Origin of the sequence: Lentzea nigeriaca, assembly GCF_016907955.1 — a bacterium.
GTDB lineage: Bacteria > Actinomycetota > Actinomycetes > Mycobacteriales > Pseudonocardiaceae > Lentzea > Lentzea nigeriaca.
Genome location: NZ_JAFBCX010000009.1, coordinates 101,528 through 121,480 on the forward strand (window position 1 = coordinate 101,528; position 19,953 = coordinate 121,480).

Below are 19,953 nucleotides of genomic sequence, written 5' to 3' on the forward strand. Positions count from 1 at the left end.
GATCTCCCTCGTGCTGGTGCGTAGACAAAAGGCTGGTTCGCGCGCGTCAGTGCGCGCGCATCATTGCTCTGGCTGTTCGGAGGCCGCTCGAGCCCGAGCAGTGCGAAGATCAAGAATTTCCTTCTCGAAGTCCTCGACGGACGAGAAGGACCTGTAGACGCTCGCGAAGCGCAGGTAGGCGACTTCGTCGAGCTCGCGCAGGGGGCCGAGAATGGCGAGGCCCACCTCGTGACTCGGGATTTCCGCACATCCCGTCGACCGGATCGACTCTTCCACTCGCTGGGCGAGCTGCTGGAACGCGTCCTCGTCGACCGGGCGGCCCTGGCACGCCCTGCGCACCCCGACAACGACCTTGTCGCGGCTGAACGGCTCCGTCACCCCGGAGCGCTTGACCACGGCGAGGACCGCCTCCTCGACCGTGGTGAACCGGCGGCTGCAGCTGTTGCAGGAGCGACGACGACGGATCACCTGTCCCTCGTCGACCTCACGGGAGTCGACCACCCGTGAGTCCGAATGACGGCAAAACGGACACCGCACGCCTGTTCACCCCTCCCCGGCGCAGCACCCGCCGCAGCAGCCACACGAGGTCGGGTTACCCACAACCTGTGGACTACTTACAACGGTGTAACCACTAGATGTAGGGGTAGAACCTAGATCGCAACGCAAGAGGTTGCAACTCGACACGGCGTGTCGGGCGACACTCGGATGGAGGAATCGGAGGTGAACTGCGAGTACTACGCACCGACACCAGCGCGTGACCGATGAGCAACCTCAGCGACCCCCATCCGCGTGATATTCCTGTGACACGTCACTCGGGTGGCGCAACGAGATGAGGGAGATCGTCTTGGGGTCTGGGGTGAAGAGGGCTGCGCTGCTGGCCCTGCTGGTGGCCGCGAGCGGCGCACCGGCACCTGCGGCACAAGCCGTCACGGCAACGGCGACCGCGAAGTGTACTGAGGGAACCTTCAGCGGCAGGTTCACGCTGACCTACGACATGGGCACCGACTACCGGCTGCGCAAGGGCAGGGGTGCGGCCGGTCCGTACATCGCCGACACCGGAGCGATGCACGTCCAGGTCCACCACCGCGTCGGCACGGCGCAGACCACGCTGCTCACGCGGTCGAAGTCCGGGCTGAGGTCGGACGAGGCCGCCGAGGTGCCGGTCGAGGGCACGAGGGTGCCGCGTTCGGGTCGTGCCTGGGTCGAGGTGACGTTCGCCGACCGCGGCGGCGAGAAGTGCACGGCTGAGGCGGACCTGCGCTGAGGTACCTCCTGCTCGGACCGGTCACGGTCCTCGGTCCGGCCGGGCCGGTGCGCCCGGCCGGGCAGAAGCAGGCGTCGGTGCTGGCGGCGTTGCTGCTCAGCCCCGGCCGGGTCGTGCCGGAGGACCGGCTGATAGACCTGACCTGGGGCGAGCAGGCGCCGCGCAGCGCCCGCGGACGGCTGCAGGTGCACGTGTCCGACCTGCGCAAGCTGCTCGGCGCCGACGTGATCACGCGCGCCGCGTCCGGCTACTCGATCGAGGTCGCGCCCGGCGAACGCGACGTCGACCTGTTCGACGACGCCGTCGCCCACGCCAGGACGCTGACCGGTGAGGCCGCCATCGCGCGGCTGCGCGAGGCACTCGCGTTGTGGACAGGCACGCCGCTGGACGGCGTGAGCGACGAGCTGGCCGAGCTGGAACGCCCGGCGCTGGTCGAACGACGGCTCGCGGTCGTCGAGGAGCTGCACGAGCTCCAGATCGCCGAGGGGCACCACGCGGAAGCGGTCGGCGGCCTGCGCAAGCTCGTCGACGAGCACCCGTATCGCGAACGGCTGCGCGCGGCGCTGATGCTCGCGCTGCACCGGTGTGGACGGACCGCGGAGGCGCTGGAGGTCTACTCGCAGGGACACGAACTGCTGGTGTCCGAGCTCGGCATCGAGCCGGGACAGGCGCTGCGGGACGCGCAGCAGCGCGTGCTGCGTGGCGAGGACCGGGCACCCGCCCTGGCGTTCACCGAGATCCGTCCCGCCGAACTCCCTTTGGCCGCACGGGGTTTCGCTGGGCGCGCCGCCGAGCTCGCCGCGCTGGAGGACGGCGAGGACGGCGTGTGGCTGATCACCGGCACCGCCGGTGTCGGGAAGACCGCGCTCGCCGTGCGGTGGGCGCACGCGGCTCGCGACCGCTATCCCGACGGGCAGCTGTACGTGAACCTGCGCGGGTTCGACGCCGACGACGAACCGCTCAGCCCGACCGCCGCGCTGGCGCAGCTGTTGCGCGCACTCGGTGCCGCACCGTCCGAATCGGACGACCAAAGTGGACTGTTCCGGTCGTTGCTGGCGGACCGGAAGGCGTTGGTGGTGCTGGACAACGCACGGGACGCCGCCCAGGTGCTGCCGCTCCTGCCGTCGTCCGGACGCGTGCTGGTGACCAGCAGGCATCGGCTGAGCGACCTGGTCGCCCGCACCGGTGCGCGCACGATCACCCTGGCTCAGCTCCCGGAACAGGACTCGCACGCGCTGCTCGTCTCGGCGCTCGGCGCGGATCGCGTGGCCGCCGAACCCGCTGCCGCCGCCGAGCTGGCCGAGGTGTGCGGGCACCACCCGCTGGCGTTGCGGATCGCCGCGGCCAACGTGGGCACGAGCATCGCCTCAGCGGTCGCGGAGCTGCGCGCCGATCCGCTGCTGGCTTTCGACGGCGCGGAGCAAAGCGCGGTCGCCACGGCGTTCTCCGTGTCCTACCAAGCACTTCCTGCCGATCAGCAGCGGCTGTTCCGGCTGCTCGGGGTCGTGCCTGGTCCGGACTTCACACCGCACGACGCGGCCGCGCTGCTCGGCTCCGACGCCGGCGTGGCGACGCGGTTGCTGCGCGGTCTGAGTGCCGCGAACCTGGTCGAGGCGCATGCGCCGGGCCGCTACCGGTTCCACGACCTGGTGCGCCGCTACGCCGAGGAACGCTCGGAGAGCGAGGAGACCACGCCCGCGTGGGAGAGGTTGTTCGCCGGCTACCTCGCGACCGCCGACGCGGCCGTGGCGGAGCTGGGCAAGCGGGTCGTGTCGCTGCCTCGCGACGACGAACCGGCTCAGAGCCCTGTGCGGTTCGCGACCAGCGCGGAAGCCGTGGCGTGGCTGGACCTCGAGGCGCCCAACCTGGTCGCGGCGTTGCGGCGGGCCGCGGTGACGGGCCCGCGCCCGCAGGTCTGGTACCTGGCCGACGCGGTGCGGCGGTTCTTCCACGACCACGGCAGGCGCGCGGAGTGGCTGGAGCTCGCGTCGGTGCTGTTGCCTGCGGCCAGGCGGCACGGGGCACACGCCGCGGAAGCGTTGCTGCGCCTGACGATGGGCGGCGCCGCCTTCCGCGAGGGACGGCACACCGACGGCGTCGCGCACACCGAGGAGGCGGCGCGGGCCAGCAGAACGTGCGGCTGGCGCGAGTGCGAGGCGACGGCCGTGTCGAACCTCGGGTCGATGCTGGACTGGACGGGCAGGCTCGCCGAGGCGGTCGAGCACAGCCAGCGCGCGATCGAGCTGTTCCGCGAGCTCGGCAACCCGTCGGGCGAGAGTCATGCGCTGAACTCATTGAGCTGTCACTACCGGCAGCTCGGCAGGCTGACCGAGGCCAGGAAGTGCCTCGACGAGTCGGTCCGGTTGTGTCGCAAGGATTCTCTCGCTTTCTGGGAGGCCGCCAACCTGGCGGACCTGGGGGCGGTGCTGCTGGCGCTCGGCGACGTCGCGGACGCCGAGTACACGCTGCTGCTCGCGCTGGAGTCGTTCCGCGAACAGGGTTCCCGCTTCGGTGAGGCGACCGCGCTCAGCGGGCTGTGCGCCGTGCACCTGACCCGTGACGACCACGACACGGCCCGCCGGACCGCCGCCGAAGCGCTGGAGTGCGCCCGGCAGGACGGCGACCAGCAGGCCGAGGCGGTCGCGTTGATCTGGCTGGGCCGCGCGACATCCGAACGCGAACACCTGGTGCGAGCGTTGGAGATCGCCACGCGGTCCGGCCTGCGCGGCCTGGAGGCGGAAGCGTCCGCCGCGCTCGCCCACGTCCTCGCCGGGACCGATCCGGCGGCGGCGCGACCGCACGCGACCGCTGCCCTCGACGTGGCACGAGCAGGCGGGTTCCGGCTCCTGGAGGCGGAGGCCCTGCTCGCCGTCGCCGCCGTGGAGGCTGCCTCTGGTGAAGGCGCGCAGGCCGGACACGCGGCGCGGGAGGCCCTGCACATCTGGCGCGACACCGGACACGTCACCGGCGCCGCACGCGCGACGCGCACTCTGGAAGGCCTCTCCGCGCGGTCCTGAGCGGGGTTGACCGGCACCCGCTCACGACCGGAGCTCAGGCCATGCCGTCCTTGGGATCAGGGTCGTCGGTGCAGACGTCGACGTGATGGGAGGCGGCGCTCGCGGCCGGTGCCATCGACACCACGGTGCCCATGGCGATCGCCGCAGCGGCGACGATTCGTCCGATCGTCATTCTTGTTCGCCTCTCGGTGTTTTCCTGCGAGAGATGGCACGTGGAGAACTCCGGCGATGCGCAGGCTTGCTGCCGTCGTCCGAGCCCAACCCCAGAGGGCTCGCAGCGACGTCAGCTGGTTACCGGGGTGGTGGGTCTGTCTCCATGGTGCCTTCACAGGTGGTCTCTGCTGTCACACCGCATGGTGGACAGGGACACTTCCGCGAGGCTTCGGTTTCGCTTCGGTCCTACGGGGTGACGCCGACCTGCTGGAGGTAGAGCACACCGAGAGCGATGATCGTCAGCGCGCTGAGCACACCGACGGCGAGGAGTTCGAGCGTGGACTCGCGCTTGGACCGCACCTCGCACGAGCTCGAGTCGCGCGAAGCAGGCACCGCGACCGGGCGCGGCTTGGTGGCCGGGCGCCGTGGCATGACGCGGGGACCCGAACGGAGGGGACGACCCGCTGCGACGTCCGCGTCCTCGACAACGCGAAGCCGCTTTTCGACGAGTACCGCCATGACGCCCTCCATCGCAGGTCAAGCACCATGATCGAACACGGGTTCGATCGAACGTCCGTGCGAATTTCTACCAGACCGACCCGCCGGACGCCACAACACGCACTCAAATAACTCGAACAGGTGTTTGATCTGTGCGGCAAACACGACTACCGTCGACCACGAAGATCGACGGAGGCCGAAATCCCATTCGAACTGGGGGCGGCGAGGAGGACAGCGACCGTGGCAGGCAAGACGATCGACCCGGACCCCGCTCTTGTGGAAGCAGAAGTGAGCGAGATCGCGGGAAACGCCGGCCTGACCCTGCGTCAGCGCAAGGTGCTCGACGTGATTCGCGACTGGGTCGACCGCTTCGGCTACCCGCCGAGCGTGCGCGAGATCGGCGAGGCCGTGGGCCTCACCTCGACCTCTTCGGTCGCGTACCAGCTGCGCGCGCTGGAGCGGAAGGGCTTCCTGCGGCGCGACCCGAACCGCCCGCGCGCGGTAGGCATGCTGCCCGCCGAGATCGACCCCGGTCTCGACCCGATGTCCAAGCCGACCCCCGCGTACGTGCCGATGGTCGGCCGGATCGCGGCCGGTGGCCCGATCCTGGCGGAGGAGTCGATCGAGGACGTGTTCCCGCTGCCGCGCGAGATCGTTGGCGAGGGCGAGCTGTTCCTGTTGCGCGTCGTCGGTGACTCGATGATCGACGCCGCCATCACGGACGGCGACTGGGTCGTCATCCGCAAGCAGCCGACCGCCGACCAGGGCGAGATCGTCGCCGCCATGATCGACGGCGAGGCGACCGTGAAGACGTTCAAGCGCAAGGACGGCCACGTGTGGCTGATGCCGCACAACCCGGCCTACCAGCCGATCAACGGCGACGAGGCCACCATCCTCGGCAAGGTCGTCACCGTGCTGAGGCGTCTGCCGTAGTCGCCTTCCGGGCCTTCTCGCGTTCGGCCTTCTTCTTCTCGAAGAAGTCGAGCCACTTCTTCCTGGTGGACTCCATGTCCACCACGACGAACGCGAAGAACTGCCCCATGTCCTTGAGACGCGCGCCGACGGGGGTGTCGACACCGAAGATCTCGGCACCCTCGAGCGCGGTGTTCGCCCACACGGAGTTGCGCTGAGCGCTGCTCAGCCACGCCCGGTACCAGAGATCGTCGTCGAGGAAGTAGCGCATGCGCTTGCCGTCGCGCTCGCTGCGCAACAGACCGAGCTCCTGCAGGTAGCTCGTGGACCGCGACACCGTGCCGGGGCTCACCGACAGCCGCAGCACCAGCTCGGTCGCCGACAGGCTGCCCTGGTCGACCATGAAGATCTCGGCCAGGATCCGCGCCGCCGTCTTCGGGATGCCCGTCTGCACGAACGACGCGACCAACCTCAGGTGGAACTCTTGCACCTCCCCCGGACTCCGCCCGAACGAGTACGCCTCGCCGTCGACGTCGAGGTCGTCCACCGCGGGCATCCGACGCATCGCCCGCTCACCCGCTGCCCGGTGCGCGGCCCCCGGCCGGTAGTTGTTGTGGCCGCCGTTGCGCGCCACTTCCCGCTGGATCGTCGAGGCGGGCCTTTGCAACCGCCTCCCGATTTCCGAGTACCCCAGGCCGTCCCACAGCCACTGGGCGATGAGCTGCCGTTCTTCTTCATCTAGCCGCTTACCAGGCACAACCCCATCGTGCCTTGCGCTCCAAGCCATTGCAATGAGTCTTTTGACTTCGTCCGCAAACGTTTTTAGCTTGCAAGAAGGGGAAAGACCTCATTGCAAGGGGGAGGCAATGCCACTCAGCCCGATGACGTACCCGGACGGGCACGTCGGCTGGCGAGCCCACGACCACGCGACCGTGCGCGCCGTACTCGCCGACAACCGCTTCAGCGTCCGCCCGGACCTGATGCACAACCCGTTCGGCCCAGGCAGCCCCGGCGACGCGCCGCCGTCACCACCCGGCGCGTTCAGCGACCACGACCCGCCGGACCACACCCGCTACCGCAGTAAGTTGACTGGTCAGTTCACGGTTCGCCGGATGCGACTGCTTGCCGAGCGCCTCGAAGCCATCACGGCCGAGCACCTGGAAGAGCTCGCAGCCCAGGGCTCGCCCGCAGATCTGGTCGAACACTTCGCCGTGCCCGTCCCGGCCTTGATGATCTGCGAGCTGCTGGGCGTGCCGTACGAACGCCGCATGGAGTTCCAGCAGGACGCCGTGCTGCTGGCCGGCGGCAGTGGCGCGGAAGCCGGCGAGGCCGAGGCGATGTACACCGCGTTCGGCAGCCTCCAGCAGTTCATGCTGGAAATGGTCGCGGCGAAGCGGGCGCAACCGACCGACGACATGTTGAGCGACCTCGTCAACACGGACAGCGATCTCACCGACGACGAGATGGCGGCCATGGGCATGTCGTTGCTCGGCGGCGGCCTCGACACGACGACGAACATGCTGTCGCTCGGCACGCTCGAACTGCTCCGCGCCCCGGCGCGGGTGGACGCGATGCTCGCGGATCCCGACGCCGCCGTCGAAGAGCTCCTGCGATATATCAGTCTGACGCCCGCCACCGTCCGCACAGCGTTGGAAGACGCCGAGGTCGGCGGCGTCCTCGTGCACAAGGGCGACACGGTCCTCGTCGAGTTGCGATCCGCGAACCACGACCCGGCCCGCTACGCCGATTCGGAACTTCTCAACCTGGCCCGCGGCACGGCCGGGCATCTCGCATTCGGCCACGGCATCCACCAGTGCATCGGCCAACACCTCGCCCGGATCGAGCTGAAGATCGCCTTCCCCAGCCTCTTCACCCGCTTCCCAAAGCTGCGCCTCGCCGTTCCTGAGGACGAACTCCCCCGCCGCACGAGCCTCGTTATTCGCGGCCTGGAACGCATGCCGGTCGCCTGGGACTGACCGCCCACAACCGATATATCAGCGCCCTAGCAATGAGTCTTTTGACGACGAAGTCAAAAGACTCATTGCTAAGGCCAGGGTAGGACTCGGATCGCCGACGGCACGTCGGCATCACCATGACGGCGGCGTTGTCGTGTGCCCCAGGCAGCGCGGGTCATCGGGTTGGCAGGTCTTCGCCGCTGTGGTCCCAGCCCAGCGCGGGTTGATCAGTGGTCAGGAGCGACGGCGACGGAGGCGCAAGCCGATGAGGAGGGCGGCGATGAGGACGATGCCGCCGAGGGTCAGGGCCAGGGGCCAGTTCTGCCAGGCATTCGACGAGGCCTGCTGCGGCGCGGCTTGCGGCCGGTCGGCTGCCGGTGGCGGAGTCGTGGTCGTCGGCGCCGGCGGTTGGGCCAGCGCGGCTGCTCCGGCTACGGCGCGGATTGGGGTGCCTGCGCCTTCCGAGGCGGAGAGCAGGGTGCCGTCCGGATCGAAGGCGATGGCCTCGCCTTGCGGCTCGTTGGGTAGCGGGACGCGGACCGGGTCGCCGGACAGGGCCTTCACGATGTCGCCGTCGGGGACCGGGTAGAGGTAGGCGTCGGTGTAGGTGCGCAGGGCGATGACGGAGCCGTCCGCCATGGAGGCGGCGCCGGTCACCAGGCGCGAGTCGAGCGTGCCTTCCAGGGGGCCGCCTGGGGTGTCTGTGGTGGACAGCGTCACGCGCGCTACCTGCTCCAACGGGACTGATATGTCGGTTCGGAGCGGGGCCGTGGGGCGATATACCAGTGCGGAGCCGATGGGTTCCTTGGTGACGATGTACGGGATGCCGGACTTGTCGATGAGCAAGGCCTCGGCGTCGTGTTTGCCGTCCGGGTAGGTGACGCGGAACCGCTCCACGGCGCCCGAAGGTGAGACCTTGTGGAGGGCGACCGTGGAGCGGGTCTTGTTGTTGTCGCCGGTGTCGGAGGCCCAGAGGGTGCCGTCCGGCGTCATCGCCAGGTCTTCAACGTCGAACGGGTCGACGGGCGCGGTGATCGTGCGTTTGACGACGCAGTCGCGGCCGAGGACCTGGATGCGCAGCGTGCCGTCGTCGCTGTCGCTGACGGCGTAGAACTGCTTGCCGTCGGACGTGAGCCCGGAGAGCTCCTGCATGGCTACCGGGCACACGTCCACCGGTGGAGGCGGGATCAAGCAGGCGTTCCGTTCGTCGCGAATTCCTCCAGGATGCCGGCGAGGTCCGGGCGCACGCGGGCGCTGAGCAGCGTGCCCGACTCCGTGTGCTTCTCGGACAGCACCTCGCCGTCGCGGTGCACGCGGGCGACGACCTCGCCGCGCGCGTACGGCACGAGAGCCTCGACCATGACCTCGGGGCGTGGCATGAGCTCGGCGATGCGGACACGCAGTTCCTCGATGCCGAGGCCGGCGTGCGCAGACACGAACGACGCGTCCGGGAACAGGTGCCGCAGCCGGGCCAGGCCCAGGTCGCCCACGGCGTCGATCTTGTTCACGACGAGCAGCTCGCGCGGCATCGGCGTGCCGGTCTCCTCGTTGATCTCCGCGAGAACCTCGCGCACGGCGCTGACCTGCTTCTCCGGCATGCCGTCGGAGCCGTCGACCACGTGCACGAGCAGGTCGGCCTGGCCGACCTCCTCCAACGTCGAGCGGAACGCCTCGACCAGCTGGTGCGGCAGGTGCCGGACGAAGCCGACCGTGTCCGTCAGCGTGTACGGCAGGCCCTCCGGCGTCACCGCACGGCGCGTCGTCGGGTCGAGGGTGGCGAACAGCGCGTCCTCCACCAGGACACCGGCGCCCGTCAGCGCGTTGAGCAACGAGGACTTGCCCGCGTTCGTGTAGCCCGCGATCGCGACGCTCGGGATCTCGTTCGCCGTGCGGCGGCCCCGCTTGGTCTCGCGGATCACCTTGATCGAGCCGAGCTCACGACGCAGCTTGGCGATGCGCGCGCGGATCCGGCGCCGGTCGGTCTCGATCTTCGTTTCACCTGGACCGCGCAGACCCACACCACCGTTGCCGCCACCGGCACGACCACCGGCCTGCCGCGACAACGTCTCACCCCAACCGCGCAGGCGCGGCATCAGGTACTGCAGCTGGGCCAGCTCGACCTGCGCCTTGCCCTCCTTGGACCGCGCGTGCTGCGCGAAGATGTCCAGGATGAGCGCGGTCCGGTCGATGACCTTGACCTTCAGCCTCTCCTCCAGCTGACGCAGCTGACCCGGCGAGAGCTCACCGTCGCAGATCACCGTGTCCGCGCCGGTCGCCTGCACCACGTCGCGCAGCTCGGCCACCTTGCCGGAGCCGATGTACGTCGCGGGGTCTGGCTTGTCACGCCGCTGCACGACGCCCTCGAGCACCTCGGAACCAGCGGTTTCGGCGAGGCGGGCGAGTTCGGCGAGTGATGCGTCGGAGTCCGCGGCCGTGCCCTCGGTCCACACCCCGACGAGCACGACCCGCTCCAGGCGAAGCTGCCGGTACTCGACCTCGGTGATGTCCTCGAGCTCGGTGGACAACCCGGCGACACGGCGCAGTGCGGCGCGTTCGGCGAGTTCGTAGTCACCCGTCGAGAAGTCGTCGTCCCACGTGGGGTCGTCGAGCTGCGGGTCGAACTCTGTGCTCTGGATGTTTTCCGTCATTTGCCCTTCATCGTCCCATGGACCGTCAGTCCCCCGGATACACCGCGAGGTAGATCGCCACACGGGGAACGTCCGGCTTGACCGGTTGCGCGGCCAGCTCATCCATCAACGTCGCGAGCCGCTGCTTTAGTTCCTCCGGGTCGACGGTGACGACCAGGCGGCTCTGATCCACGTCCTCGAGCCCGATGTCGGCAACCTCGCCGAGAAAAGCGTGCAGCATCGCCTCGCCGACGGCGACCATATTTTCGGTGTTGTCGAGCTGCCATGACAGGCCTGTCGACCGATAGGGGATTTCCTTGGCGCCCCGATTGCCCGCGCGGGGCGGCATGGCTTCGAGGAACCCGGCGGCGACGAGTTTGCGCACGTGGTGCAGCGTCGTGGCCGGGTCCTTGCCGAGCCGCTGCGCCAGCTCCTTGTTCGTCAACGGCCGGTCGAACGTCATGCGGATCATGCGCAGCCGCAGGTCGGAGCTGAGTGCGGCGGCTTCTTCCTTGGTCGCGGGACGTCGTTTGCTGGAGAGGGGCACGGACCCAGTCTAAGTGATTGACAGTTTCCAATCACTCAGCGCAGACTCGTCGGCATGGCGCTTTGGGGGCACCCCGACTTCCGCAGACTCTGGATGGGCGACACCATCAGCCAGTTCGGCTCGAGTGTCGGTATGACGGTGATCCCGCTGCTCGCGGCGGGTGTGCTGAACGCGACGCCCTTCGAGATGGGTCTGCTCGCCGCGGCGAGCATGATCGCGTTCCTGGTGATCGGACTGCCCGCGGGCGTGTGGGTCGACCGGATGCGGCGCAAGCCGTTGATGATCGCCATGGACGTCACCCGCGCCGCACTGCTGCTGAGCGTGCCGGTCGCGTGGTGGATGGGCGTGCTCGGCCTGCCGCAACTGATCGTGGTGAGCCTCGCGGTGGGCGTGTGCACCGTGTTCTTCGACGTCGCCTACCAGTCGTACCTGCCGTCTCTGGTCGGACGCGGCCAGCTCGTCGAGGGCAACTCGAAGCTGCAGGCCAGCCTGTCGGTCGCGGAGGTGTCGGGACCCGCGATCGGGGGCTACGCGGCACAGTTCCTCGGCGCGGCCAACGGTGTTCTCGCGACCGGTCTGGGCTACCTCAGCTCGGCGTTGTTCCTGCTGCGGATCAGGACGGTGGAGCCGGTGCCCGAACGCCACGCCGATCCGCACCTGCGTCGCGAGGTCATGGAGGGACTGCGGTTCGTCTTCGGCAACGTCACCCTGCGCAAGATCGTGGCCTGCACCGGCACGTCGAACTTCTTCCACGGCATCCAGCAGGCCGTGATGGTGCTGTTCCTGCTGCAGACCGTGCGGCTGAGCGAGGGAACGGCGGGCTTGGTGCTCAGCGCGGGCGGTGTCGGCGGTGTGCTCGGCGCCGCGTTCGCGAACAAGATCGGCCTCGCTGTCGGGCAGGCCAGGATGATCTGGCTCGTCCCGCTGCTGACCTGGCCGCTCACCCTGACGCTGCCGTTCATCTCGAACGGCTGGGGCCTGGTGCTTCCGATGATCGGCCTCGCGGTGAACCTGTTCGGGATCGTCGTCTACAACATCGGCCAGGTGAGCTATCGGCAGGCGATCTGCCCCGACCACCTGCTCGGCAGGATGAACGCCTCGATCCGCTGGGTGGTGTGGGGCACGACGCCGCTGGGCGCGCTGCTGGGCGGCGGGCTCGGCTCGTGGATCGGGATCGTGCCGACGCTGTGGGTGGCGCTCGTCGGCTCCATCGCCGGTGTGGCGTGGGTGCTGTTCTCACCGTTGCGGACGATGCGTGACCTGCCGACCGTAACTAGCGTCGACGTCCATGGCTGATACGAAGGTTTTTCGCGACGGTCTCCACTTCGGTGAAGGACCTCGGCGCGGTCCTGACGGCCGGCTCTACTACTCCGACTTCTACGCGGGCGAGGTGCACGCGCTCGATCTGACGACGGGCGACGACGAGGTCGTCGTCGACTTCGACGGCCAGCCGTCCGGACTCGGCTGGCTGCCCGATGGACGCATGCTCGTCGTGTCGATGCTCGACCGCACGGTGCGCCGCCTCGAAGGCGACGACCTCGTCCTCCACGCTGATATATCGGATGTCGCGACGTACCACGCGAACGACATGCTCGTCGGCGGCGACGGCCGCGCGTATGTCGGCAACTTCGGCTTCGACCTGCATGGTCTCATCACCGAGGTCGGCATCCCCCGGCTGCTGGAGCCGGACTTCGAACCGCAGGGCACGGCGCTCGCACTCGTACAGGCTGACGGCTCCGTCAGCGTTGCCGCCGAGGACCTCAAGTTCCCCAACGGCATGGCCCTGCTGCCCGACCCGACGGGCGAGTCGGAGAGCGGCAGCATCCTGGTCGTCGCCGAGACCCTTGCATTCAAACTCACTTCGTTTTCGGTCGACCGAAACGGATCGTTGCAAAACCGCAGGATGTGGGCCGATGTGAAGGAGTTCGGGATCGCGCCCGACGGGATCGCGGGCGACGGCGACGGGGTGTGGGTGGCGCCGGCGTTGCAGGCGGCGGCCTTCCGGGTGACCGAGGGCGGCAAGATCACGCACCGGGTGGAGACGACGCAGATCTGCTTCGCCGTCGCGGTCGTCGGCGACAAACTGGTGTGCCTGACGGCGCCGGACTCGCATCCGGACGTGGTCAAGGCCGAGCGGCTCGGAAAGATCGAGATTTACGACCTGACCTGATATATCGGCTGCGATATATCAGTTAGGCGAGGGCGTCCCACCAGGACTTGTCGAGCTCGCCGCGCGCGACGAGCACGGCAGGTCCGGTGAGCGTCGACGTCGTCGGCTCGATCGTGACGAAGACCTGACCCCCGAGGACGTCGACGGTCGCGGAACCCGTCGTCTTGCCCTGGCCCGCGAGCCACGAGGCGACGGACGCGACGGTGCCGGTGCCGCACGAGCGGGTCTCGCCGACGCCGCGCTCGTACACGCGCATCTTGAGAGCGCCACCCCGCGGCGTGTCGGCGTCGAGGACGTTGATCAGCTCGACGTTCACGCCGTGCGGGAACATCACCGGGTCGAAGCCGGGCGGCACGGTGAGGTCGAAGCCGTCGACCGGGGTGTCGGTGACGCAGGCGAGGTGCGGGTTGCCGACGTCGACAGCGAAGCCGCCGATGCCCTGGCCGTCGACCGCGGCGATGGACGTGCCGGTGACCCGCGCGGGGCCCATGTCGTTCGTGACGGAGCCGTCCGGGTGTGTCGTGACGGTCTTGTCGCCGGCTCGCGTTCCCACCACGAACTCACCCTGCGGCTGATGGCCCGCGTCGACGAGGTAGCGGGCGAAGACCCGCAGACCGTTGCCGCACATCTCGGCGATGGAGCCGTCGGCGTTGCGGTAGTCCATGAACCACTTGCCGCCGGAAGCTCCTCCCGAAACGCCACCAGTGCGCACGACGCGCAGCACGCCGTCCGCGCCCAGGCCGCGTTGCCGGTCGCACAGCGCCTGGACGCGCGCGGGAGTCAGGTCCAGCTGGTCATCGAGGTCGGGCAGGATGACGAAGTCGTTCTCCGTGCCGTGCCCCTTCACGAACTCCACGGCACCAGGTTACCGGCGGCTTCGACGAGATCGGGGCGTGCACCGTCCAACCAGGTGATGCGCTGGTCACGCCGGAACCACGAACGCTGCCTGCGGACGAACCGGCGGGTGGCGCGTTTGGTCTCCTCCGCGGCGAAGTCGATCGTGCACGCTCCGTCCATTGCGGACAGCACCTGCTGGTAGCCCAGGGCGCGCGAGGCCGTCTTGCCGTCGCGCAGGCCGAGCTTCACGAGGGCGCGCACCTCGTCTTCGAGACCGGCGGCGAACATCAGGTCCACGCGCAGGTCGACGCGGGTGTCCAGTTCGGACACCTCGCGGTCGATGCCGATCTGGACGGTGCCGTAGCGCGCCGGGCCGGGCTTGGGCAGGTTCGCGGAGAACGGTTCGCCCGTCAGCTCGATGACCTCCAGCGCGCGCACGATGCGGCGTCCGTTCGTAGGCAGGATCGCGATCGCGGCGGCCGGGTCGAGCTCCCGCAGGCGCCGATGCAACGCCTCGGGACCGGCCTCGGCCAGCTCGGCCTCGTAGCGCTCCCGCACCGCGTCGTCGGTGCCGGGGAACTTCAGGTCGTCGAGCACCGCCTGCACGTAGAGGCCGGAGCCGCCGACGAGGATCGGCGGACGACCGGCGGCGAGCAGGCGTTCGATGACGGCGCGCGTCTCGCGCTGGTAGGCCGCGACGGACGCGGTCTCGGTGACGTCGAGGACGTCGAGCAGGTGGTGCGGGATGCCGCGACGTTCGGCCATCGTCATCTTCGCGGTGCCGATGTCCATGCCGCGGTAGAGCTGCATGGCGTCGGCGTTGACGACTTCTCCCCCGAACCGTTCCGCGAGCGCGACGGCCAGGTCGGACTTCCCGGTCGCGGTGGGGCCGACAACTGCGATGGGTGTGATCACGGGCGCTCCCAGACGGCGACGTGGTAGCCCACGCCGAACGGTGCGAAGAACTCGGCGCTCGCGCAGCGCCACGGTCCGGGCACGCCGGCGAGGACCTGCCACGCCGCGCGGCCCTGCGCGCCCAGCTCCCTGGCGAGTTCGGAGTCGAGGTCGAGCAGGCCGTCCACGTCGGCGGCGGCCAGCAGATCGTGCACGTGCGAGTCGAAAGGTCCCGAACGCTCGTCGTGGGAACCTGGCGAACGCAAGCCGTGTCTGGTGGAGCCGTCACCGAGGATCAGCAGCCCGCAGTCCTCGGAAGCGAGTTGTTGTCCAAACGAGACACAGTCCGATGGCGGCAGATCACGAGGCACGAGCTCAATGCGTGACACCTCGACTGCGCACTGTTCCCGCAGCCAGGCGGCGATTAGCACGGGCAACGGAATCCGGGGGTCTGGAATCCCGTCACCGCCGAGTGACACGATGACATCGACCCCATAACCGAGAAAACTTCCCGACAGCGGCGGTACGTGGGTCGCCGGGCCGCTGTCGTCGACCGCGACAACGACCCACGGGGCGGGCAGTTTCCCTGCTGCCGCAAGGGTTGCGGCCCGCACGGGCTCGGTTTCTGCGGCGGCTCCCGCGACCAGTTCTGGCACCAGAAGTGGGGGGTGCGGCACCACCGCGGCACGGGTGATCACGACGAACCAGGCTACCTATCGTGGACTCCCAGTACCGAGTCGAGCTCTGACCTGTTTGAATGCGCGCGGGGAACTGGGGACGGGAGACCCTCCAGCGCCCGTATTGCATCGGCCCCGCCAGTGGCGGGGCGCCCGTGGCAGGCACGGGCGTCAGATGGGAGGAACCGGCGATGTCGGAGCAGGACAGCACACCGGAGGTCGCGGCGGAGACCGCCCCGGCCGAGGGTGGAGTCGAGGAAACGCCGAAGGAGACCGTGCAGGCGACGCCTCCGGCCGTCCCCGTGGCGTCGGACCACCCTGACCGCTGGGGGCGCGTGGACGCCGACGGCACCGTGTACGTGAAGACCGAGGACGGCGAACGCGCCGTCGGGTCGTGGCAGGCGGGCGAACCGGTCGAGGGCCTCGCGCACTTCGCGCGCCGGTTCGACGACCTGCGCACCGAGGTCGAGCTGCTCGTGACGCGGCTCCAGTCGGGAGCCGGCGACCCGAAGCATGCCCTGACCAGCGCGAAGCACGTCAAGGAGCAGCTCGCCGACGCGGCCGTGGTCGGCGACCTCGCGGCGCTGGCCAAGCGCGTCGACTTCGTGCTCGAGCGGGCCGAGGCGGGCATGGAGAAGGCGAAGGAGGCCAAGGAGGCCGCCCGAGCCCAGTCCGTGGCGCGCAAGCAGGCGCTGGTCGACGAGGCCGAGTCGATCGCGAACGAGTCGACCCAGTGGAAGGTCGCTGGCGACCGGCTGCGCGCCATCCTCGACGAGTGGAAGACCATCCGCGGCGTCGACCGCAAGACCGACGAGCAGTTGTGGCGCCGGTTCTCGAAGGCGCGGGACGCGTTCAACCGCCGTCGCGGCTCGCACTTCGCGGACCTCGACCGCCAGCGCTCGGTGGCGAAGTCCGCCAAGCAGGCACTGGTCGAGGAGGCCGAGAAGCTCGTCGACTCCGACGACTGGGGCCCCACGGCCGGTCGCTACAAGGAGCTGATGGTCGAGTGGAAGGCCGCCGGGCGTGCGCCCAAGGAGGCCGACGACGCGCTGTGGCAGCGGTTCCGCGCCGCGCAGGACGCGTTCTTCCAGAAGCGATCCGAGGCCTTCAGCGAGCGTGACGCCGAGTTCGCGGCGAACGCGAAGCTGAAGGAGGAGCTGCTCGCCGAGGCCGAGACGATCGACCCGTCGACCGATCTCGAGGCCGCGCGCCAGCACCTCTACAAGATCCAGGAGCGCTGGGACGCGATCGGCAAGGTGCCGCGCGAGCGCATCCGCGAGCTCGAGGGCAAGCTGCGGGCGGTCGAGGAGAAGGTCCGCGGTGCGGTCGACGCGCAGTGGCGTCGCTCCGACCCCGAGGCCGAGGCCCGCGTGGCGCAGTTCCGCGAGCGCGTGGAGCAGTTCGAGGCGCAGGCCGCGAAGGCCCGTGCCGCGGGCGACAAGCGCCGCACCGAGCAGGCCGAGGCGCAGGCCGCGCAGTGGCGTGAGTGGCTCGCCGCCGCCGAGCAGGCGCTGGCGACCCGCTAGTTCCGACCCTGAAGGCCTCCTCTCCCACGCGCGGAGAGGAGGCCTTCAGCGCGCGAGACGCCAGTGCTGGTCGGGCGTGCCGGTGCAGGACGCGAGGTAGAGCCAGGTCCCGTTCGCGTACGAGCCGTTGTTCGCGACGCTGAGACAGGCACCGAACTTCACGCTCGCGTACTGGGTGGTGTTCTGCGTGCGCCACAGCTGCGCCTCGCTGCCCGAGCAGATGTTCGCCACCACGTGATCACCGCGTTCGGGATCGCTCACCGGTTCCAGGCAGCGGTTCACCTGGTCGTTGCGGATGCGGAACGTCCCCGCGTCCGTGAACTCGCGCACCCAGTGCGGCTGGTAGCTCGGTTCGGTGCCGGGCGGGTGGCGGTCCCAGATGACCGCGTCGTGGTTCGGGTTGTCGTAGAAGTCGATCGCCTTCTGGTCGTTGTTGGACGGCAGCAGGTAGCCCGGCCCGTCGTTCGCCGGTGGCGTGGACGTCGGCTGGGGCCCGACAGTCTGTTGCGGCTGCTGGACCGCCGGCGGTAGCGGCCTCGGCGGAGCGACGGTCACGGCAGACGGTTGCGTCGTCGTCGCGCGCGGCACGGACGTCGTGGTCGAGGAAGCAGTGGTCGAAGCAGGCGGCGCTGACGACGAGACGCTCAAGGACGCGGGCTTCTCAGCTCTGCCCAGGTTCGCGACCACGACGAGCAGTCCGAGCACCACGACACCGGCGACCACGGCGACGCGCACCAGCAGCGAACGCTTCGGCGGCGGGTAGTTGATGGTGAGATCACGGCCGACGTCGCCCACCTGAACGACATCGCCGCCGACGTTGCCTCTGGTGCTGTTGACGACATCGGTCATTCCACCGCACCTCGACTCACGATCACCGTTGCCGGGATGGGAATCGAGCACGCACCGCGATCTATTACAGCTGAGGCGGCCGGGAAGCCGCGATCCTCACCCACTTCACCAGCAGCACGATCACCGCGACCACCGCGATGATCAACCCGGCACCCGGACCCGGTCCTATCGCCTTGTTGCTCGTGGTCGTCTGCTGCGTCCAGATCGACAGCACACCCGTGACCGAGCCGGCGAACAGGCCCAGCGCGCACACCCACGCCAGACCCCAGCGGCGGACCGCGAGCGTGATGCCGGAACCGAGCACACCGACACCGAGCGCGAAGAAGGAGAACAGCCGCGGCACGAAGCTCGTCGACTCCCCGAGCACCACGGAAAGGCCCGTGTCGTCGCCGACCCACGGCAGGATCAGCGACACCAGCAACGCCAGCACCGCGATCGAGATCGTGAGCGCGCCGGTGCCGGGATCGATGCGGCGGGCCGCCTGCTGTTCCACCGCGTCGATCTCCTTGCGCAGGTACTCCTCCTCGCTCACTGCGCCGAACACCCCGACACGGCGGGCAGCGGAGCCGGAGCCCCGAACGACGGCAGCCCCAGGCCGACACCCGCCGTCTTGGGCTTGATGCCCGCCTCGGACCGGTCGCCGGCCCTGGTGCGGCGCCACGTCAGCGGTTCGCCGTCCGCGACGAGGTAGTGCGGCGCGGCGTAGGTCACGACGGTCTCGACGACGTCACCGGGACGCGGAGCCGTGGCACCGGGCGTGAAGTGCACGAGACGTCCGTCGCGGGCACGGCCGCTCATCCGGTGCGTCTCGGCGTCGCGCTTGCCCTCGCCGGTCGCGACGAGGACCTCGACGGTCCTGCCGACCTGCTCGATGTTCAACGAGTGCGTCATCTCGTTCTGCAGCGCCACGAGCCGGTCGAAACGCTCCTGCACGACGGCCTTGGGCAGCTGGTCCGGCAGCTCGGCGGCCGGCGTGCCGGGACGCTTGGAGTACTGGAACGTGAACGCCGACGAGAACCTGGCCTGGCGCACCACGTCGAGCGTGCCCTGGAAGTCCTCTTCGGTCTCACCGGGGAAGCCGACGATGATGTCCGTGGTGATCGCGGCGTCCGGCATGGCCGCGCGGACCTTGTCGATGATGCCGAGGTACTTCTCGGTGCGGTACGAGCGGCGCATGGCCTTGAGCATGCGGTCCGAACCGGACTGCAGCGGCATGTGCAGCTGGTGGCACACGTTCGGCGTCTCGGCCATCGCGGCGATGACGTCGTCGGTGAAGTCCTTGGGGTGCGGGGAGGTGAACCGCACGCGTTCGAGGCCTTCGATGCCACCGCAGGCGCGCAGCAGCTTGCCGAACGCGAACCTGTCGCCGAACTCGACGCCGTAGGAGTTGACGTTCTGCCCGAGCAGCGTCACCTCCAGCACGCCCTCGGCGACCAGCGCCTCGACCTCGGCGAGCACGTCGCCGGGACGGCGGTCCTTCTCCTTGCCCCGCAGGGACGGCACGATGCAGAACGTGCAGGTGTTGTTGCAGCCCACCGAGATCGACACCCAGCCCGAGTAGGCGGAGTCGCGGGTGGCCGGCAACGAGGACGGGAACGTCTCCAGCGCCTCGAGGATCTCGACCTGCGCCTCCTCGTTGTGCCGCGCGCGTTCGAGCAGCACCGGCAGCGAGCCGATGTTGTGCGTGCCGAACACGACGTCGACCCAGGGGGCGCGGCGGACGATCTCGCTGCGGTCCTTCTGCGCCAGGCAGCCGCCGACGGCGATCTGCATGCCGGGCTTCGCGGCCTTCTGCGGTGCGAGGTGCCCGAGGGTGCCGTAGAGCTTGTTGTCGGCGTTCTCGCGGACCGCGCAGGTGTTGAAGACGACGACGTCGGCCTGCTCGTCCTCGGCGGCCCGCGCGTAGCCAGCGTCCTCCAGTAGACCGGCGAGCCGCTCGGAGTCGTGCACGTTCATTTGACAACCGAACGTGCGTATCTGGTAACTGCGGGTCACTGCAACCAACCTTTCGTCGGGTGCAAGCGTAG

20 protein-coding genes are annotated in these 19,953 nt (G+C 69.3%); 7 read left to right on the plus strand and 13 right to left on the minus strand.

Annotated elements, in window-relative coordinates:
• Positions 1-60: 60 nt before the first annotated feature.
• Positions 61-537: a transcriptional regulator NrdR gene (gene nrdR, locus JOD27_RS28845; protein WP_189256230.1), complete on the minus strand. Its 477-nt coding sequence runs from the start codon at positions 535-537 to the stop codon at positions 61-63.
• Between the two features lie 307 nt (positions 538-844).
• On the opposite strand from nrdR, the gene JOD27_RS28850 reads away from it, so the two are divergent.
• Together JOD27_RS28850 and JOD27_RS28855 are read left to right on the plus strand one after the other, a co-directional pair.
• Positions 845-1,264 carry a hypothetical protein gene (locus tag JOD27_RS28850; RefSeq protein WP_204765435.1) on the plus strand — a complete coding sequence of 140 codons (420 nt, stop codon included), beginning with the start codon at positions 845-847 and terminating at the stop codon, positions 1,262-1,264.
• 47 nt (positions 1,265-1,311) lie between these two features.
• Positions 1,312-4,281, plus strand: a complete 2,970-nt coding sequence (locus JOD27_RS28855) for an AfsR/SARP family transcriptional regulator (protein ID WP_307830379.1) — start codon at positions 1,312-1,314, stop codon at positions 4,279-4,281.
• A 34-nt stretch (positions 4,282-4,315) separates the two neighbouring features.
• On the opposite strand, the gene JOD27_RS28860 is transcribed toward JOD27_RS28855, so the two are convergent.
• On the minus strand, positions 4,316-4,453 hold the full coding sequence (locus JOD27_RS28860; RefSeq protein ID WP_204765436.1) for a hypothetical protein: 138 nt from the start codon (positions 4,451-4,453) through the stop codon (positions 4,316-4,318).
• Positions 4,454-4,680: 227 nt separating this feature from the next.
• Positions 4,681-4,953 (minus strand): hypothetical protein, encoded by a 273-nt coding sequence (locus JOD27_RS28865; RefSeq protein WP_204765437.1) that lies wholly within the window; start codon positions 4,951-4,953, stop codon positions 4,681-4,683.
• A gap of 234 nt (positions 4,954-5,187) precedes the next feature.
• Between JOD27_RS28865 and lexA the strand changes: the two genes are divergently transcribed.
• The gene (lexA, locus tag JOD27_RS28870; RefSeq protein ID WP_372441758.1) at positions 5,188-5,865 is read left to right on the plus strand and encodes a transcriptional repressor LexA; all 678 of its coding nucleotides are present in this window, start codon (positions 5,188-5,190) and stop codon (positions 5,863-5,865) included.
• Here lexA and JOD27_RS28875 read toward each other — a convergent pair.
• Positions 5,840-6,601 carry a GbsR/MarR family transcriptional regulator gene (locus JOD27_RS28875; protein ID WP_204765439.1) on the minus strand — a complete coding sequence of 254 codons (762 nt, stop codon included), beginning with the start codon at positions 6,599-6,601 and terminating at the stop codon, positions 5,840-5,842. The two genes, lexA and JOD27_RS28875, sit on opposite strands and share 26 nt — an antisense overlap.
• 109 nt (positions 6,602-6,710) lie before the next feature.
• On the opposite strand from JOD27_RS28875, the gene JOD27_RS28880 reads away from it, so the two are divergent.
• Entirely contained in the window at positions 6,711-7,820 is a 1,110-nt protein-coding gene (locus tag JOD27_RS28880) for a cytochrome P450 (RefSeq protein WP_239569371.1), read from the plus strand.
• A gap of 213 nt (positions 7,821-8,033) precedes the next feature.
• On the opposite strand, the gene JOD27_RS28885 is transcribed toward JOD27_RS28880, so the two are convergent.
• From JOD27_RS28885 to JOD27_RS28895, 3 genes are read right to left on the minus strand one after another with little or no spacing between them, the layout of a single operon-like run.
• Complete coding sequence (locus JOD27_RS28885) at positions 8,034-8,951, minus strand: SdiA-regulated/phytase-like domain-containing protein (protein ID WP_204765440.1); 918 nt, start codon at positions 8,949-8,951, stop codon at positions 8,034-8,036.
• 35 nt (positions 8,952-8,986) lie between these two features.
• Positions 8,987-10,447, minus strand: coding sequence for a GTPase HflX (gene hflX / locus JOD27_RS28890; RefSeq protein ID WP_204765441.1), 1,461 nt, complete (start codon positions 10,445-10,447; stop codon positions 8,987-8,989).
• 25 nt (positions 10,448-10,472) lie between these two features.
• On the minus strand, positions 10,473-10,973 hold the full coding sequence (locus JOD27_RS28895) for an ArsR/SmtB family transcription factor (RefSeq protein WP_307830380.1): 501 nt from the start codon (positions 10,971-10,973) through the stop codon (positions 10,473-10,475).
• Between the two features lie 54 nt (positions 10,974-11,027).
• Here JOD27_RS28895 and JOD27_RS28900 point away from each other — a divergent pair, with 54 nt between their 5' ends.
• Both JOD27_RS28900 and JOD27_RS28905 read left to right on the plus strand, forming a co-directional pair.
• On the plus strand, positions 11,028-12,269 hold the full coding sequence (locus JOD27_RS28900; RefSeq protein WP_204765442.1) for an MFS transporter: 1,242 nt from the start codon (positions 11,028-11,030) through the stop codon (positions 12,267-12,269).
• Positions 12,262-13,143 carry an SMP-30/gluconolactonase/LRE family protein gene (locus JOD27_RS28905; RefSeq protein WP_204765443.1) on the plus strand — a complete coding sequence of 294 codons (882 nt, stop codon included), beginning with the start codon at positions 12,262-12,264 and terminating at the stop codon, positions 13,141-13,143. The genes JOD27_RS28900 and JOD27_RS28905 overlap by 8 nt, the downstream gene beginning before the upstream one ends.
• 22 nt (positions 13,144-13,165) lie before the next feature.
• Here JOD27_RS28905 and dapF read toward each other — a convergent pair whose 3' ends face one another.
• Genes dapF through JOD27_RS46850 form a run of 3 tightly spaced genes read right to left on the minus strand, consistent with a single transcriptional unit; the run spans position 13,166 to position 15,089 of the window.
• Entirely contained in the window at positions 13,166-13,999 is an 834-nt protein-coding gene (gene dapF, locus JOD27_RS28910) for a diaminopimelate epimerase (protein ID WP_204765444.1), read from the minus strand.
• Positions 13,987-14,895: a tRNA (adenosine(37)-N6)-dimethylallyltransferase MiaA gene (gene miaA, locus JOD27_RS28915; RefSeq protein ID WP_204765445.1), complete on the minus strand. Its 909-nt coding sequence runs from the start codon at positions 14,893-14,895 to the stop codon at positions 13,987-13,989. Before miaA ends, dapF begins: the two co-directional genes overlap by 13 nt.
• Positions 14,892-15,089, minus strand: coding sequence for a class III extradiol ring-cleavage dioxygenase family protein (locus JOD27_RS46850; RefSeq protein WP_307830381.1), 198 nt, complete (start codon positions 15,087-15,089; stop codon positions 14,892-14,894). The genes miaA and JOD27_RS46850 overlap by 4 nt, the downstream gene beginning before the upstream one ends.
• 653 nt (positions 15,090-15,742) lie before the next feature.
• On the opposite strand from JOD27_RS46850, the gene JOD27_RS28925 reads away from it, so the two are divergent.
• Positions 15,743-17,077 (plus strand): DUF349 domain-containing protein, encoded by a 1,335-nt coding sequence (locus JOD27_RS28925; RefSeq protein ID WP_204765447.1) that lies wholly within the window; start codon positions 15,743-15,745, stop codon positions 17,075-17,077.
• 45 nt (positions 17,078-17,122) lie between these two features.
• On the opposite strand, the gene JOD27_RS28930 is transcribed toward JOD27_RS28925, so the two are convergent.
• From JOD27_RS28930 to miaB, 3 genes are all read right to left on the minus strand, one after another.
• Positions 17,123-17,926: an RICIN domain-containing protein gene (locus JOD27_RS28930; protein WP_204765448.1), complete on the minus strand. Its 804-nt coding sequence runs from the start codon at positions 17,924-17,926 to the stop codon at positions 17,123-17,125.
• Positions 17,927-17,990: 64 nt separating this feature from the next.
• Complete coding sequence (locus tag JOD27_RS28935) at positions 17,991-18,458, minus strand: Rv2732c family membrane protein (RefSeq protein ID WP_307830382.1); 468 nt, start codon at positions 18,456-18,458, stop codon at positions 17,991-17,993.
• Positions 18,455-19,921, minus strand: a complete 1,467-nt coding sequence (gene miaB / locus JOD27_RS28940; RefSeq protein WP_307830383.1) for a tRNA (N6-isopentenyl adenosine(37)-C2)-methylthiotransferase MiaB — start codon at positions 19,919-19,921, stop codon at positions 18,455-18,457. The genes JOD27_RS28935 and miaB overlap by 4 nt, the downstream gene beginning before the upstream one ends.
• Positions 19,922-19,953: the final 32 nt, after the last annotated feature.

Excerpts from the sequence above, each read along its gene's own strand:
- JOD27_RS28925 (WP_204765447.1), top strand. The coding sequence starts at position 15,743 with ATGTCGGAGCAGGACAGCACACCGGAGGTCGCGGCGGAGACCGCCCCG.
- JOD27_RS28880 (WP_239569371.1), top strand. The coding sequence starts at position 6,711 with ATGCCACTCAGCCCGATGACGTACCCGGACGGGCACGTCGGCTGGCGA.
- JOD27_RS28930 (WP_204765448.1), bottom strand. The coding sequence starts at position 17,926 with ATGACCGATGTCGTCAACAGCACCAGAGGCAACGTCGGCGGCGATGTC.
- JOD27_RS28905 (WP_204765443.1), top strand. The coding sequence starts at position 12,262 with ATGGCTGATACGAAGGTTTTTCGCGACGGTCTCCACTTCGGTGAAGGA.
- JOD27_RS28865 (WP_204765437.1), bottom strand. The coding sequence starts at position 4,953 with ATGGCGGTACTCGTCGAAAAGCGGCTTCGCGTTGTCGAGGACGCGGAC.
- hflX (WP_204765441.1), bottom strand. The coding sequence starts at position 10,447 with ATGACGGAAAACATCCAGAGCACAGAGTTCGACCCGCAGCTCGACGAC.
- JOD27_RS28860 (WP_204765436.1), bottom strand. The coding sequence starts at position 4,453 with ATGACGATCGGACGAATCGTCGCCGCTGCGGCGATCGCCATGGGCACC.
- JOD27_RS28900 (WP_204765442.1), top strand. The coding sequence starts at position 11,028 with ATGGCGCTTTGGGGGCACCCCGACTTCCGCAGACTCTGGATGGGCGAC.
- JOD27_RS28885 (WP_204765440.1), bottom strand. The coding sequence starts at position 8,951 with ATGCAGGAGCTCTCCGGGCTCACGTCCGACGGCAAGCAGTTCTACGCC.